The 13,483-nt window shown below is 67.3% G+C and carries 14 protein-coding genes, 1 tRNA gene and 1 pseudogene; 5 read left to right on the plus strand and 11 right to left on the minus strand.

Annotation, left to right across the window (positions count from 1 at the left end; translation table 11 throughout):
• Window positions 1–215: 215 nt before the first annotated feature.
• The 5 genes and pseudogenes from AC069H_RS28020 to AC069H_RS28040 form a co-directional block, all read left to right on the plus strand.
• Window positions 216–1,148 carry a hypothetical protein gene (locus AC069H_RS28020; protein ID WP_478226986.1) on the plus strand — a complete coding sequence of 311 codons (933 nt, stop codon included), beginning with the start codon at window positions 216–218 and terminating at the stop codon, window positions 1,146–1,148.
• Window positions 1,141–2,064 carry a DNA methyltransferase gene (locus AC069H_RS28025; protein WP_478226987.1) on the plus strand — a complete coding sequence of 308 codons (924 nt, stop codon included), beginning with the start codon at window positions 1,141–1,143 and terminating at the stop codon, window positions 2,062–2,064. The genes AC069H_RS28020 and AC069H_RS28025 overlap by 8 nt, the downstream gene beginning before the upstream one ends.
• Window positions 2,065–2,193: 129 nt before the next feature.
• Window positions 2,194–2,928, plus strand: a complete 735-nt coding sequence (locus AC069H_RS28030) for a recombinase family protein (protein ID WP_478226988.1) — start codon at window positions 2,194–2,196, stop codon at window positions 2,926–2,928.
• A complete protein-coding gene (locus AC069H_RS28035) occupies window positions 2,925–4,493 on the plus strand; it encodes a DNA cytosine methyltransferase (RefSeq protein ID WP_478226989.1) in 1,569 nt (522 codons plus the stop codon). Before AC069H_RS28030 ends, AC069H_RS28035 begins: the two co-directional genes overlap by 4 nt.
• Window positions 4,494–4,842: 349 nt before the next feature.
• Window positions 4,843–5,745 (plus strand): annotated as a pseudogene (locus tag AC069H_RS28040) (recombinase family protein); the annotation flags it as partial.
• Here the strand turns inward: AC069H_RS28040 and AC069H_RS28045 are convergent.
• From AC069H_RS28045 to AC069H_RS28095, 11 genes are all read right to left on the minus strand, one after another.
• The gene (locus tag AC069H_RS28045) at window positions 5,656–5,982 is read right to left on the minus strand and encodes a hypothetical protein (RefSeq protein ID WP_478226990.1); all 327 of its coding nucleotides are present in this window, start codon (window positions 5,980–5,982) and stop codon (window positions 5,656–5,658) included. The pseudogene AC069H_RS28040 and the gene AC069H_RS28045 sit on opposite strands and share 90 nt — an antisense overlap.
• A gap of 90 nt (window positions 5,983–6,072) precedes the next feature.
• A complete protein-coding gene (locus tag AC069H_RS28050) occupies window positions 6,073–6,426 on the minus strand; it encodes a hypothetical protein (protein ID WP_478226991.1) in 354 nt (117 codons plus the stop codon).
• A 58-nt stretch (window positions 6,427–6,484) separates the two neighbouring features.
• A tRNA-Leu gene (locus AC069H_RS28055) sits at window positions 6,485–6,568 on the minus strand.
• A 757-nt stretch (window positions 6,569–7,325) separates the two neighbouring features.
• Entirely contained in the window at window positions 7,326–8,090 is a 765-nt protein-coding gene (gene hypB / locus AC069H_RS28060) for a hydrogenase nickel incorporation protein HypB (protein ID WP_478234313.1), read from the minus strand.
• Window positions 8,045–8,428 (minus strand): hydrogenase maturation nickel metallochaperone HypA/HybF, encoded by a 384-nt coding sequence (locus AC069H_RS28065; RefSeq protein WP_478234314.1) that lies wholly within the window; start codon window positions 8,426–8,428, stop codon window positions 8,045–8,047. Before AC069H_RS28065 ends, hypB begins: the two co-directional genes overlap by 46 nt.
• Before the next feature lie 21 nt (window positions 8,429–8,449).
• A complete protein-coding gene (hypE, locus tag AC069H_RS28070) occupies window positions 8,450–9,544 on the minus strand; it encodes a hydrogenase expression/formation protein HypE (protein WP_478234315.1) in 1,095 nt (364 codons plus the stop codon).
• Window positions 9,541–10,689, minus strand: coding sequence for a hydrogenase formation protein HypD (hypD, locus tag AC069H_RS28075; protein ID WP_478226995.1), 1,149 nt, complete (start codon window positions 10,687–10,689; stop codon window positions 9,541–9,543). The genes hypE and hypD overlap by 4 nt, the downstream gene beginning before the upstream one ends.
• 12 nt (window positions 10,690–10,701) lie before the next feature.
• Window positions 10,702–10,974, minus strand: a complete 273-nt coding sequence (locus tag AC069H_RS28080) for a HypC/HybG/HupF family hydrogenase formation chaperone (protein WP_340682494.1) — start codon at window positions 10,972–10,974, stop codon at window positions 10,702–10,704.
• On the minus strand, window positions 10,947–11,492 hold the full coding sequence (locus AC069H_RS28085; protein ID WP_478234316.1) for a hydrogenase maturation protease: 546 nt from the start codon (window positions 11,490–11,492) through the stop codon (window positions 10,947–10,949). The genes AC069H_RS28080 and AC069H_RS28085 overlap by 28 nt, the downstream gene beginning before the upstream one ends.
• On the minus strand, window positions 11,489–12,820 hold the full coding sequence (locus AC069H_RS28090) for a hypothetical protein (protein WP_478234317.1): 1,332 nt from the start codon (window positions 12,818–12,820) through the stop codon (window positions 11,489–11,491). The genes AC069H_RS28085 and AC069H_RS28090 overlap by 4 nt, the downstream gene beginning before the upstream one ends.
• On the minus strand, window positions 12,817–13,476 hold the full coding sequence (locus tag AC069H_RS28095) for a D-sedoheptulose-7-phosphate isomerase (RefSeq protein ID WP_478226999.1): 660 nt from the start codon (window positions 13,474–13,476) through the stop codon (window positions 12,817–12,819). The genes AC069H_RS28090 and AC069H_RS28095 overlap by 4 nt, the downstream gene beginning before the upstream one ends.
• Window positions 13,477–13,483: the final 7 nt, after the last annotated feature.

Here is a 13,483-nt window from a genome sequence, read left to right on the forward strand (position 1 = left end):
TTCGCGTGGAAGGCGTGGCTCAATTTGGTGAGTTTTGGGGCGTGCTGAGAATTTGTCGAAGAATTTGGATTCTTGGGTGTCCAAAATCGGCCCCGAAACCGGCCTCTTGGGGTGACTTGGCAGACCACGCCACCACACCGCGAGGAAGGCCACCGATGACGTCAACGCCTCACCACGAGCCCGGCCGCCGTCCCCACCAGAGGCCGCATCACCGGATGCCTGCCCTGGCGCGCATCGGTCAGGGCCGGTGCCGCGCGCCCTCCCGGACAACCATCGCCGGACGGATCCGCTCGGCGCGCCCGAGCACTCTGTGGCCTTTCGCCGATGCCGAGGCGCTGCCCGGTACCGCGCTGCTCGCCGGCTGGCTCGGCCGCGCAATCGTCACCCTCGTCAGGACCTACACCCGTCCCGGCGACCGTGTCCTTCTCCTCACCCCACCGGCGTCCCCGCACCCGTCGCCGCGCACGCCCGGCCGAACCGGCGACGGCGACCTGTACGCCGGACTCGCCGAAGCGGTCTGGACCGTCGCCCGCCTCGGCCGCGGCGCCGATACCGCGACCGCGGCACCCGCGCCGGACTACCCGAGTGACCACACCGACCCGTTCCGGCACACCGACGCTGGGTCGGGGTCGCGACCCCGACCCAGTCGGCTCGGCCCGCGTCCGATGGCGGACCCGAACACCGACTCCGCACCCGTTCGTCACCGCACCGGAGACGGACCCCGTGGCGAGTTCGATCTGATCATCACCGCGCTTGACCCGCACGCCACCGACTGGCTCGGTCACACCGACTGGAACACCCTGCTCACCCCACGCGGTCTCACAGCAGTAGTCACGCACAGTGACTTGGTCAGCGGGCGGCTGCTTGACCCGTACCCCGTCTTGGTGAACACATTGGGTCAGCATGGTTTGCGGTGTCTCGACCACATCGCCGTGCTCACCGCGCCGACACCGGACCCGACAGCCAGCCCCGCTGCTGCCGAGCGGACCGCAATCCCGACGGCCTCGCGTAGTCGGTCGCCGCAGGCAGACGGCTCCGGGGTGCTGCCGCTGCGCCGGGTGCACCACGACCTCGTTCTGTTCCGGCGGCCGCCTCTCGCCGCCCCGGAGGGCGACGTCGCCGACAGGACGGAGACCTCGGATGTCTGAGCGCACTGACAACCGGTTTCCGCGGCCGGTGGGGCAGCGGCCGGAGGGGCCGGTTCTGGGCTCGGTGTGGCCGACCGGGACGACCAGCGTGGCGGCCCAGCTGGACGAGGGCGGCTACCACGACGCGACCGGCACGGACCCGGCACTGATGGCTCCGGCGATCGCCTGTCACGCCATCGCGGCCTTCACTCGGCCCGGTGGTGTGGTGCTCGATTCGGACTGCGGTGCGGGGACGGCCATCGTCGAAGCGCTGCGCTCCGGGCGGCACGCGATCGGGTTGACCGGGCAGCGCCGATGGTGGCGGCTGGCGCGGGCGAACGTGACTGCCACGAAGGCGCGCGGCGTGTTCGTCGACGGCATGGTCCTCGTGCTCGACCGGCGCCCCGGCACAGCCGTGGCCGCGGCGACAGCGGGGCTGGCCGGGCGCGTTGATCTCTTGCTGACCACGTTGCGCCCTGTCGGCTCGAACGGCGATGTCGATGGTGCGCTGGATCGGCTGCGCAGCCTGCTGTCGCAGTACCGGCCGCTGGTGCGTCCCGGCGGGCACGTGGTCATCACCTGTGCCCCGCAGCGCCATCCCCTCCGGCATGACCTGCTCGACGTTCCCAGCCGGATCGCCGAGATCGGCAGCGCCGCCGGGCTGGCACCGATCGCGCGCTGTCTCGCTCTCACCGCCGCCGTGCGGCGACGGCGTGCGTACACCGACGCGACCCTCGCTCAGCGGCGTGCTGCCGGTCGAGCGGAAAGGGCTCTCGGACATCCGGTCGCGCTGCCTGCGCACCACACCGTGCTGGTGTTCCGGGCCGACCCCGAGGCCAGTGATCCGGCTTTGACCCAGCTCATCCCGGCGCTGCCTGTGCATCCGCGACCGCATTGGAGCGCTCGCGAAACACGGCTGGCATCGGCCGCCGCCTGAGCACACATTCACTCACTCGTCAGACGCACCGCCCGCGATTGCGGCGACGCGAGCCGCGATGCACAAGCCCGCCAGCCAGCGTCCGCTGCGTGTCGACCTCCACCCACTCGCTGCAAGGAGAGGACCGTCATGACCACCACCCCTGAGCGGAGCGACCGCCCGCGCCGGACCTCACGCCGAGACGATCCCGCGCTGTACCCCTTCCTGAAGAACCGTGCGAGGGAACCGGAAGCGCCGGGCCTGTGGCGGCGGATGCGTGAAGGCCTGGCCGATTTCCTGACGGCCCCGTATGAAGACGACGACTGGCACATGAACGGCTATCTGGCCGTCCGCGGGTACCAGCGTGAGCTGGCTCGACGGTCGCGTTCCGCGCTTCGGCAGCGCACCCGCGGCGGCTGGTGGCTGGGACCCGCGCCGTACGGCTACACCCTGGAACACCACTGGGTCGAAGCCGAAACCGGCCGCGGCGGCTGGCGGCACCGGCTGATCGTCGATGAGCTGCGCGCCCCGGTCGTGGCGCTCATCTTCGCCTGGTACCTGCACGACAAACTCAGCGAAAGCGACATGAGCCGGCTTCTGACCGACCAGGAGCATCCCCGGCCAGCCGATCCGGTCTCTGGCCGGCCGCGGCCATGGAGTCCTGGGGCTGTGCGCACCATCCTGAACAACCCCGTCTACCTCGGGTACGTCGTGCGGGGCCGCACGCTGCGTGGAGTGGATCAGCCGCCGGAACGCTGGACCTGGTCGCAACAGCGACGGCACCAGGTCCTGGTCGAGCCGGCCGTGTACTGGGCGGTCTACAACAGCCGGTTCCGGTGGGGGCCAGTGCAACCGGAAACCGACGACGGCAGGGAGGCCGCATGAGCCGGCAACCGGCCGGGCGCCGGGCCGGTACGAGCACGACACGCCCCAGCGATCGCAGGGAGTATCGGATCCTTGACCGTGAACTGGTGATCGGCTCGTTGTGTACTGGCTACGGTGGTCTCGACCTCGGTGTCATCGCCGCGTTCGGGCGAGCCCGCACCGCGTGGGTGGCCGATCCGGACCGGCACGTCAGCGCGATTCTCGCTGCCCGGATGCCGGGCGTGCGCAACCTCGGCGACATCACCACCACCGACTGGACAGAGGTCGAGCCGGTCGACGTCATCGTCGTCGGCTTTCCCTGCCAGGACATCAGTTCAGCCGGCCGTGGTGCCGGCATCAGGAAGGGGACACGCAGTGGACTCTGGCACCAGGTCGTCGCAGCCGTTCGCCATCTACGACCGGCGCTCCTCGTCGTGGAAAATGTGGCCGCGCTCCGCTGGCGCAAGGGCGGCCTCGACGTCGTACTCGGCGACCTGGCCGAAATCGGGTATGACGCGTGTTGGACGAGCGTTCGTGCGTCCGACATCGGAGCACCGCATCGACGCGACAGGGTCTTTCTCGTCGCTTACCCTGCCGGAAGCACCTTCACCACGGGGGTTGCCGACCCCGACCGTCGGGGACGCCCGTTCATCAGCGAGCAAGACGGTCATGCGGACGATGAAGCCGGCGCAGCAGGCCAACACGACGCTGACCGATGCCGTCCGGCTGCTACCGACTCCACAAGCGAGCGACGACAGCCGGGCCGGTTGCTCACCGGAATCCCGCAGGGCGGGCGGGCATCAGGTGACCTTGCCCGATGCGGTGACGACGTTCCTGCCGACTCCGACGAACAGCAATCCCAACGACGGAGAGGACCCTGTCGGCTGGTTGCGTCGGCAGGCGCGACACCGGAACAGGAAGATCAACGGCAACGGCATGGGCATGCCGCTGTCAATCGCGGTGAGGCTGCTGCCGACCACGCGAGCCGGCCATACCGGTCGCGATCAGGAAGTGGTGCCGCTGTTCCCGACTCCACGCACGCCGGATGGAACGGAGGGAAGCCCCAGCCAGCGCGGGTCGAAAGACGATTTGACCTTGTCGTCGGCGGTCGTACACCTCTTGCCGACACCACGTGCGGGCGGCAACCGCAACAGCCGGACCGCGGTGGCGGTGTACAGATCGGGCCCCGGGCTGGAACAGGCTGTCGAGATCGCTCTGGGGATCCTGCCGACCGAACTCGAGACCTGGAGCGAAGCGCCGTCAGCGTGGCGCCACAGGTCGACTGGGGAATCTACGGGCCGGCCATCCGACGTTGGGAAGCCATCCGCGGACTAGCCGCCCCACATCCCACCGAGCCCAACAAGAACGGCCGCGCCCGGCTGTCCCCGGCGTTCGTCGAATGGATGATGGGCCTCGATGCCGGTTGGGTCACCGACCTCGACCTACCGCGCACCGCGCAACTACGGGCACTGGGCAACGGAGTCGTTCCTCAACAAGCTGCCTACGCACTAAGCCTGATCCTGGCGGATCTGGTTGCCATTCACGCGGCGGACGCCTTCCAAGAAGCTCCCAGTCGTGCAGCGTGAGGACACGAATGCTTGCCACGCAGGCCTTCAAGGCGACTGTCTGAGGTTGGGTCGATCCTGCAGTCCCGGCATGGGAGCTCCCATATTCGTGAATCGACGCTACCGTGCTTGAAAGGACACCAGGTATGGCAGGCGAAGCCGAGCGGCGTGATGACGCCACTGGATGCCTGACTCCCAGCGAGCCACCGGAGCTGAAGGTTCTGGTGCCTGTCGAACCGCCGGTGCTCACTCCTGCCGCGGCATCGGCGTTGCTGCAGCTCTTACGACGGAATGAGCAGCGGACAGCGGAGTTCGATCTTACCGCCCGCGATACCCGGACTGACGTCTGTGAGTCCAGGAGGGAAGCTGCATGACTGGTCGTTTCGCGTTCTACGGGCGGGTGTCAACCGAGGATCAGCAGGATCCCGAGGCGTCGCGGAACTGGCAGCTTGCTCGTGCTCGCGCGTTGATCGAGCGGCATGGCGACGTTGTGACCGCGTTCTTCGATATCGGCCAGTCGCGGTCGATCCCGTGGAAACGTCGCCCGCAGGCGTCCCTTCTGCTTGATGCTCTGAAGGACAGGGGACGGGGATTTGACGGGGTCGTGATCGGAGAGCCGCAGCGGGCGTTCTATGGCAATCAGTACGGGCTGACTTTCCCGGTGTTCATGCACTACGGCGTGCAGTTATGGGTGCCGGAAGTCGGCGGTCCGATCGATCCCGAGTCCGAGGCACACGATCTGGTGATGTCGGTCTTCGGTGGAATGAGCAAGGGGGAGCGGACGAGGATCAAGGTCCGGGTACGGACCGCGATGGCCGCGCAAGCTCAGGTCGAGGGACGCTATCTGGGCGGGAGGCCTCCCTATGGGTACCAACTTGTCGATGTCGGTCCGCACCCCAACCCGGCCAAAGCCGCGGACGGAAAACGACTGCGGCGACTGGAGGCGGACCCAACGACCGGACCGACAGTGCAGCGGATTTTCCAGGAGTACCTGTCGGGGATCGGAGTGTTCGCGATCGCTCAACGACTGACTGATGACGGTATCGCCTGTCCGTCGTTGTACGACCGTGTGCGTAATCCGCACCGCTCGGGTGTGGCGTGGTCGAAGAGTGCGGTGCGAGGGATCCTGGGAAATCCGCGATACACCGGGCACGAAGTGTGGAACAAGCAACGCAAGCAGGAGTCATTGATCGATGTCGAGGACGTCGCTCTGGGGCACGAGACCAAGATGGCGTGGAACCCCAAAGACCAGTGGATCTTGTCCGACCAGCCGGTCCACGACTCGCTGGTGAGCGGTGAAGTGTTCGAGCAGGTGCAGTTGCGCCTGGCCGCGCGCGGGCCGCGCTCGACTGGACGAGTGACGGCGCGTCGCCAGCACGGGTACGCCTTGAAGGGATTGTTGTTTCATGAAGCGTGTGGGCGGCGCATGCAAGGCAACTGGAACCACAACATGGCCCACTACCGGTGCCGGTTCCCGAACGAGTACGCCATCGCGAACAAGATCGATCACCCGCTGACGGTGTACGTGCGGGAGAACGCCATTCTCGACCAGTTGGACAGTTGGCTGGCTGAGGTGTTCGGCCCCGAGCGAGTGGAACAGTCACTGACCATGTTGGAGGCTGCCCAGCCTGATATCGAACCCGCGCACGCGGAGGTCCGTCGCGCGCTTCTCGAGTGTGACCGGAAGTTGGCGCGTCACCGAGCGGCGTTGGAGGCGGGAGCCGATCCAGCACTGGTGGCCGCGTGGAGCGGCGAGGTTCAACGTGAGCAGGCGGCGTTGAAAGCGCGGCTCGCGGCTGACGGTGGATCCGTCCGGAGCCGTCGGATGAGCCGCGAGGAGATCCAGGTACTGGTCGAGGCGCTCGGTGGCCTGCTGGCCGCCCTGCGAGAAGCAGACCCAGCGGACAAGCTCGAGGTCTATCGACAACTGGGAGTCAAGTTGACCTATGATCATGAAAAACGGGTGGTTACGGCTGAAACTCAGCCGAAACCACCCGTGTGCGCAGTGAACGTGTCCGAGGGGGGACTTGAACCCCCACGTCCGTTAAGGACACTAGCACCTCAAGCTAGCGCGTCTGCCATTCCGCCACTCGGACTTGCTGATGTGAGAAGAGTATACGTCGCCCGGGAGGTCTTAATCAGGGGGGTACGTATCGTCACGAAGACTCACATTGAGATGATGTCTGGTTACCGTCTGATGGTGTTCAAGTCTACGATTGAGTGTTCCTGCCGCGCAAAACCGCAGGCCAGAGCGCTAAGGTCGAAGAGTGACGCTGAGTGACGCATAGTTACGGCACCTGACCCGGTACTGCGCGGGGTCGCTCAGCCGCGTCCTGTGGCGAGTCAGCGACGCTCCGTATCCGGGTTCTCGGGCGTGCTCTGCGCGAGCTCGCGCAGAGCAGTGATGTCTCCGGTATGCCCTGCGGTCCCGCTTCCCACCACCGGCGGACGGCGTTGTCCCGAGCGCTGACTGCGGCAACATCGACCAGCCCGCCGATGGATGCCTTCACTCCGGGCAGGCGAACGGCCTGCGCAAGCTGAAGCTGCTCGCCAGCCGTTCAGGCACGACGGCCTGGGGGCGGCCCCGAGCCCGGCACACGTGAGCTCAGCTGGCCGAGCTCAACGATGTCGTGGCCGCCGCCGCGACGGTCCCGCACTCGACACGCCGATCTGCGGCTGTACGAGGTGCCGGCCTGGCCGCTGGGCGGTCGCACAAAAGGCCCCGGTTCACTCACCCCTCAGCGGACTCGCGCGTCGCAGCCAAGCGGTATCCGGCCTTGTCGAAGAGGTCGGGCGACCCGCCGCGGAAAGAAGTCTCCGATCCGGGCCGTCGCGGCGCTCGGCCGGTGTTTCTCAGACCGTCGGCCCGAGACCGACCCGCTCACGGAGCCAGCCGTACCAGTCGTCCATGCCCTCGCCGCCGGTCGCCGACATCTGGAGTACGCGAGACCTCGGGTTCACCTGCGTCAGCGCGGTGAGAAACATGTCGACGTCGAAGTCCACGTAGGGCAGTAGGTCGATTTTGTTGAGCAGGACCACGTCCGCCGTGCGGAACATATGCGGGTATTTCCCCGGTTTGTCCGCGCCCTCGGTGACCGACATGATCACCGTGCGGGTGCCTTCGCCGAGGTCGAAGAGCGCTGGGCAGACCAGGTTGCCGACGTTCTCGATGAATACCGTGGACCGGTTCGGTGGATCGAGCGTGCGCAGTGCCTTGGCCAGCATGTCCGCGTCCAGATGACAGCCCGCGCCGGTGTTGACCTGGATAACCCGGCATCCGGTCGCCCTGATCCGGTCGGCGTCGAACACGGTTTCCTGATCGCCTTCGATCACGGTCATCGGGAACTCGCGGCCCAGCTCGCGGATGGTGCGTTCGAGCAGCGTGGTCTTGCCGGATCCGGGTGAGCTCATCAGGTTCACGGCATGGATCGCCCGTTCGGCCAGCCAGCCGCGGTTGTTCTCGGCCAGCAGGTCATTCGCGGCGAGGATGTCCTGCTCCAGCAGCACGGTCCGCGTCATTTCCGGATGCACGTGATCGTGTCCATGACCGTGCCCGCCGGCCTCCGGGTCGATCACCCGGGTTCCGGCCTCGTCCGAGCAACCGCAGGTCGCGCACATACGTTCTCCACCTCCACGGATTTGATCCTCAGTTCCCGCCCGGCGAGTACCCGCACGTCGGCGTCGCCGCAGCCGGGGCAGAGCAGGATCCTCGGGTCCTCGACGACGAACTCCAGAGTGCAGTCGCGGCAGACGGCGTGCCCCGGTGTTTCGACCACATCCAGGACCGCGTCCCGCAGGGGAGTGCCGGCCACGATCACCTCGAAGCAGAACCGCACCGAGTCCACCACCACCCCGGACAGGACCCCGATCTCCAGCGTGACGCGGCGGATCGGGGTGGCGCCCATCCGTTCGATGATCGTCTCGACCGCCGCCTGGGTGATGGACAGTTCGTGCACGCCCGCTCCCTTCGCCGGTCTTCAGCAGATTCGCGGCAGTGGATCCCCGACCAGGAGATCGCAGATCCGGGTCCCGCCGAAGGCGGTGTTCAGCAGCACCAGGCCCGGCGGATCGGCCTCGATCCGGCCGATGATCGCGGCCTGCGAGCCGAGCGGGTGCGCGCGCATCGCGGCCAGCGCGGTCTCGGCCTGCGCGCCGTCGACGACCACCACGATCCGGCCCTCGCAGGCCACGTAGAGCGGATCGATGCCGAGCAGTTCCGACGCCCCGCGTACCTGAGCGCGGACGGGGATCCGCTGTTCGTCGATCACCACGGCCACATCCGCCGCCCTGGCCATTTCGTTGAGCACGGTCGCGACGCCACCTCGCGTCGCGTCGCGCATTGCCCGCACACCAGGGGTTTCCGCCAACAGCGCGGCGACGAGCCCGTGCACCGGCGCGGTGTCCGATCGAAGGTCCGCCTCGATGCCGAGTTCGCCGCGGGCGAGCATCACGGTGATGCCGTGGTCGCCGATCGGGCCGGACACGATGACGGCGTCTCCGGGCCTGACCGTCGCGACCCCGAGCCTGTGCGGATGGTCGATCACGCCGACACCTGCCGTGTTGACGTAGCAGCCGTCGACCTTTCCGCGCTGCACCACCTTGGTATCGCCGGTCACGATGGCCACCCCGGCGGCGTCGGCGGCGGACCTCATCGACTCCACGATCTTCGTCAGATCGGCGACCGGGAATCCCTCCTCCAGGATGAAACCCGCCGTCAGGTACAGCGGCTCGGCGCCGGACACGGCGAGATCGTTGACCGTTCCGTTGACGGCGAGGTCTCCGAGGTCGCCACCGGGGAAGAACAGCGGTGACACCACGAACGAGTCGGTGGTCAGCGCCAGCCGGGAGCCGTTGATCGTCAGCGCGGCCGCGTCTTCGAGCGGCTCCAGCAGAGGATTGCGAAACGCCTCGAGAAAGACGCCTTCGATCAGGGTTTGGGTGGCCTTGCCGCCGGATCCGTGGGCCAGCGTGATCCGGTCCTCGCGTACCTTGGCCCGGCGCCTGCGGGCCCTGTCGATCCGATCGAGCACCGCCTGTTCCCGGCCGGACGGCGTACCGGTACCGGCGCTCATCGGATGGCGCCGTCGGCCGTGGCGATGCTCGCCTCCAGCACCCTGGTCCGGGTGAACCGCCCGAAGTTGTAGTACGCCGCGCAGGCTCCCTCGGGTGACACCATGCAGGTTCCGATCGGGGTCTCGGGGGTGCACGCGGTGCCGAAGACCTTGCATTCCCAGGGTTTCAGCACCCCTTTCAGTACCTCGCCGCATTGGCACGCCTTCGGGTCCGCGACCCGCACCCCCGGCACGTCGTACTTCACCTCGGCGTCGAACGGCGCGTATTTCTCGCGTAACCGCAGTGCCGAGTGGGAGATGAAACCGAGTCCGCGCCATTCGAAGTACGGGCGCAGCTCCATGGTCTCGTTGATCACCCGCAACGCCTTGAGGTTGCCCTCCCACGGCACGACCCGCGAGTACTGGTTCTCCACTTCCGAGCGGCCTTCCTTGAGCTGCACCATCAGCATGTGGATCGACCGCAGGATGTCGAGCGGCTCGAATCCGGCCACCACGAGGGGCTTTCCGTAACTCCTCGCGATGAATTCGTACGGGCGGCAACCGATCACCGTCGAAACGTGCCCTGGTCCGATGAAGCCGTCGAGACGCAGGTCCGGAGAGTCGAGGATGGCCTTGATGGCGGGGATGATGGTGATGTGGTTGCAGAAGACCGAGAAGTTCTCGATGCCTTCTTCGGCCGCTCGCAGGATCGTCATCGCGGTCGACGGTGTGGTGGTCTCGAAGCCGATCGCCATGAACACGACCTGCCGGTCCGGGTTCTGCCTGGCGATCTTCAGCGAGTCGAGTGGCGAGTAGACCATCCGGATGTCGGTGTCCTCGGCGTTGGAGTCGAAGAAGTTCCCGTCGCCGCCGGGCACTCGCATCATGTCGCCGAACGAGGTCATGAGCACCTCGGGACGGCGGGCGATGTGGATCGCGTCGTCGATGCGGCCCATCGGGATGACACAGACCGGGCAGCCGGGACCGTGTACCAGGGTGATGGATTCGGGAAGGTAATCCTCAAGTCCGTGCTTGTAGATCGTGTGCGTATGGCCGCCGCACACCTCCATGAACTTGTACTCGCGACCGGGTTCGCACAGGCCGGCGATCTTCGCGGAGAGCACCTTGGCCTTCTCGGCGTCGCGGAACTCGTCGACGAAACGCATGCTTCTCAGCTCCTAAATGATCTGCGAATCGCGCAGGGCCGCGATCTCGTCGTCATAGGCCTTGCCGATGCTCTCGAGGAAGTCCATCGCCGCTTTCGCCTCGGCCTCGTCGATCTTGGACAGGGCGAAGCCGACATGGATCAGAACCCAGTCGCCTGGCTCGAGGCCCTCTTCGGAGACCAGCGCGATGTTGATGGCCCGTTTGACGCCGCCCACGTCGACCTTCGCCAGATCAGGGCGGTCCGCGAGAATCTCGATCACTTCTCCGGGGATTCCAAGGCACATGACGGCACCCGATTCCTTCCGATCGCGGCGGTCTGGTCAGCTGACCGGCACGCGCCGATGAGGTCGGCGACGGCGCCCGCGGCCGTGTCCACCGCGGCCGCCACCGCGGGGCTGAGCTCCATGCGATGGTCGAGCACCGCCGGTTCGCAACCGACCAGCAGCACCCGGCCGGGATCCCCGCCGAGGAGGGCGACCAGGTTCAGCACGACATCGGGCTGCATCCCGTGCGCGTCGAGTGCCTCCGCCGTCGGCAGGGGCGGCCCGTCGGGGAGATCCAGTTCGACGACGTACACCGTGCCCGGGGCATCACCCCGGGTGGTGGCGTCCACCATCACCGTCAGGTCGTACTGCCCGGCGACCAGGTCGTAGGCCAAGTGCATACCGCGAACGCCGTAGTCCGCCACCCGCACCCGATCCGGCAAGACCTTCGTGGACATCCGGCGGACGACTTCGACCCCGAAACCGTCGTCGCCGAGGAAGACGTTGCCGATGCCGGCCACCAGTATCCGTGGAGTCATGGCGCCTCCGTGGCGATCGGCTCGATCTCGTCGACGCCGAAGTAGCGATACCGGCCGTGCTGGGCATAGAGCTCCGAGCCGAGATCGTCTTCGAGGGTGACCGCGACATGCCAGACGCCGTCGACGTCGAGCAGCACCGCCTGCACGACCGCGGCCCGGCCGCTCAGGAACATGTCGTGCGCGTCGGCCCGCTTGGCGGGCCGCAGCCGTACGCGGCTGCCCTTGCCGATCGCGACCCCGGCGACGTTCACGGTGTCGGATTCCGGCGACAGCGACGCGTCAGCCTCAGGATCCCACCACGGCACGTCGGGCGGTTCCTCCGCGTCACCGGTGACGGAGCGCAGATGGCGGATCGTGCCGTGGAGCCGGTCCAGCAATTCCGGTGGCATGTTCTCGACCCGGTCGATCAGTTCGGCCGCCCGCGTGTCGGTGGCGCGTGCCTGCCGTTTCTCCTCGTCGGTGAGTGTCAGCGTGCGCAGGGTCAGGATCTCGTCGATCTCCAGGCCGTCGTACAGGGGACCTTGGCTCTCCTCGGCGATCTCCGGGTGGTCGTAGAGGATGATCGGCGAGCACAGGACGGTGTCGCACCGGCCGGGCTCTCCGAGCAGGACCGGCCAGGTGCGTTCGTTGACGCATTCGTCGGTGGCCACCGACGCCCATTCGGGCGGGTCGATCAGCGAGAGGAAAGCGCCACCCGGGATGGAGAGCAGCGTGTGCGTGGCGACCATCGAGTGAGCCAGTGCTTCGTCCCTGGTCGCTCCCGGCTCGTCCCAGACGGATTTGTTGTACACCCGCACCCGCAGTTTCACGCCGCCGAACGGCCCTGGCAAAGCCTCACCGCGGAGCCGCAGTTCGCCGCGCAGGCCGGCACGTCTGCGCACCAGCCGCACGTCGTCGCCACCGAGGACCGGCTCGACGTCCTCACCGCCTTCCACGTGGAACGGGACACAGGTTCCCCTGCTCAGGGCCGAGAAGGGGATCGCGGCCGCGATCTCACGTTCGACGGCCTCCTCCCACGTGGTGTACTCGGTTCCGTCGACGGTCAGCGACGGCACCGCCCTGCCTGCCGCCTCGACCACACGTTTCTGCACTTGGAGGAAGCGGAGCCGGACCTGGAGAACCCCGTCGTCCGGTGGCTCCGCGATCAGTTCCGCCTGCGACCAGTGATGTTCGCCGGTCCCCGCCGCCGCGTGGGCGGCGGGAGTGAGCACGCCCCATTGCCAGCGCACCTTGTTCTTCGCCGCCGACGCGCGATACGGGTACAACAGGTAGCCCTCGTAGAGCACGGCGTCGGCTACGGCCTTGGCCCGGGTCAGGGCGTCCGTCACGGTCTCACCCGCTCCGCGAGGTGTTCGACGACCAGTTCCCACAACGCGTGATAAAGCGTGGTCTGTGCCTCTTGGACGCGGTGCACCGACGGAGACGGGACCACGAACAGGTAGTCGATGCCGTCCAGTTCGGCCATCTTGCCACCGTCGTAGCCGGTGATCCCGATCGTGAGCAGACCTCGCCCGTTCGCCTCCTCCAAGCCACGCAGCAGGTTGGCGGAGTTACCGCTGGTGGACAGGCCGACCGCGATGTCGAACGGCTTCGCGAACGCGGCGATCTGCCGGGCGAACACCACGTCGAAGCCGATGTCGTTGCTCAGCGCGGTGATGACCGCGATGTCGTTGGTGAGGCCGAAGGCGGGCAGCGGGGGAGGGGCACCGGCCGGCCCGCTCGCCGGACTGAGGAAGAGGCTGGCCAAGTCCTGTGCGTCGGTCGAACTGCCGCCGTTGCCGAACGCCAGCAGACGCCCGCCATCGGCGAATCGGCGTGCCATCGCGCCGGCGCACTCCAGCAGACGGCTCCCGTCGCGAGCGAACATCGACTCCCGTAGCGCGATGATCTCGCGCGCTTTGTCCACAGTGGACCGGCGGATCTGGTCGAGCACGGAGTCGGCATCGGAGGAATCCGAGTACAGGAAAGGGTAGAGCGACCGCATGTCCTCG

The organism is Amycolatopsis sp. NPDC043887, from assembly GCF_056435665.1.

What these genes read in the sequence shown, in the direction of transcription:
- AC069H_RS28020 (WP_478226986.1), top strand. Translation starts at nt 216, where the DNA reads ATGCCTGCCCTGGCGCGCATCGGTCAGGGCCGGTGCCGCGCGCCCTCC.
- AC069H_RS28025 (WP_478226987.1), top strand. Translation starts at nt 1,141, where the DNA reads ATGTCTGAGCGCACTGACAACCGGTTTCCGCGGCCGGTGGGGCAGCGG.
- AC069H_RS28030 (WP_478226988.1), top strand. Translation starts at nt 2,194, where the DNA reads ATGACCACCACCCCTGAGCGGAGCGACCGCCCGCGCCGGACCTCACGC.
- AC069H_RS28035 (WP_478226989.1), top strand. Translation starts at nt 2,925, where the DNA reads ATGAGCCGGCAACCGGCCGGGCGCCGGGCCGGTACGAGCACGACACGC.
- AC069H_RS28050 (WP_478226991.1), bottom strand. Translation starts at nt 6,426, where the DNA reads ATGATCATAGGTCAACTTGACTCCCAGTTGTCGATAGACCTCGAGCTT.
- hypB (WP_478234313.1), bottom strand. Translation starts at nt 8,090, where the DNA reads ATGTGCGCGACCTGCGGTTGCTCGGACGAGGCCGGAACCCGGGTGATC.
- hypE (WP_478234315.1), bottom strand. Translation starts at nt 9,544, where the DNA reads ATGAGCGCCGGTACCGGTACGCCGTCCGGCCGGGAACAGGCGGTGCTC.
- hypD (WP_478226995.1), bottom strand. Translation starts at nt 10,689, where the DNA reads ATGCGTTTCGTCGACGAGTTCCGCGACGCCGAGAAGGCCAAGGTGCTC.
- AC069H_RS28080 (WP_340682494.1), bottom strand. Translation starts at nt 10,974, where the DNA reads ATGTGCCTTGGAATCCCCGGAGAAGTGATCGAGATTCTCGCGGACCGC.
- AC069H_RS28085 (WP_478234316.1), bottom strand. Translation starts at nt 11,492, where the DNA reads ATGACTCCACGGATACTGGTGGCCGGCATCGGCAACGTCTTCCTCGGC.
- AC069H_RS28095 (WP_478226999.1), bottom strand. Translation starts at nt 13,476, where the DNA reads ATGCGGTCGCTCTACCCTTTCCTGTACTCGGATTCCTCCGATGCCGAC.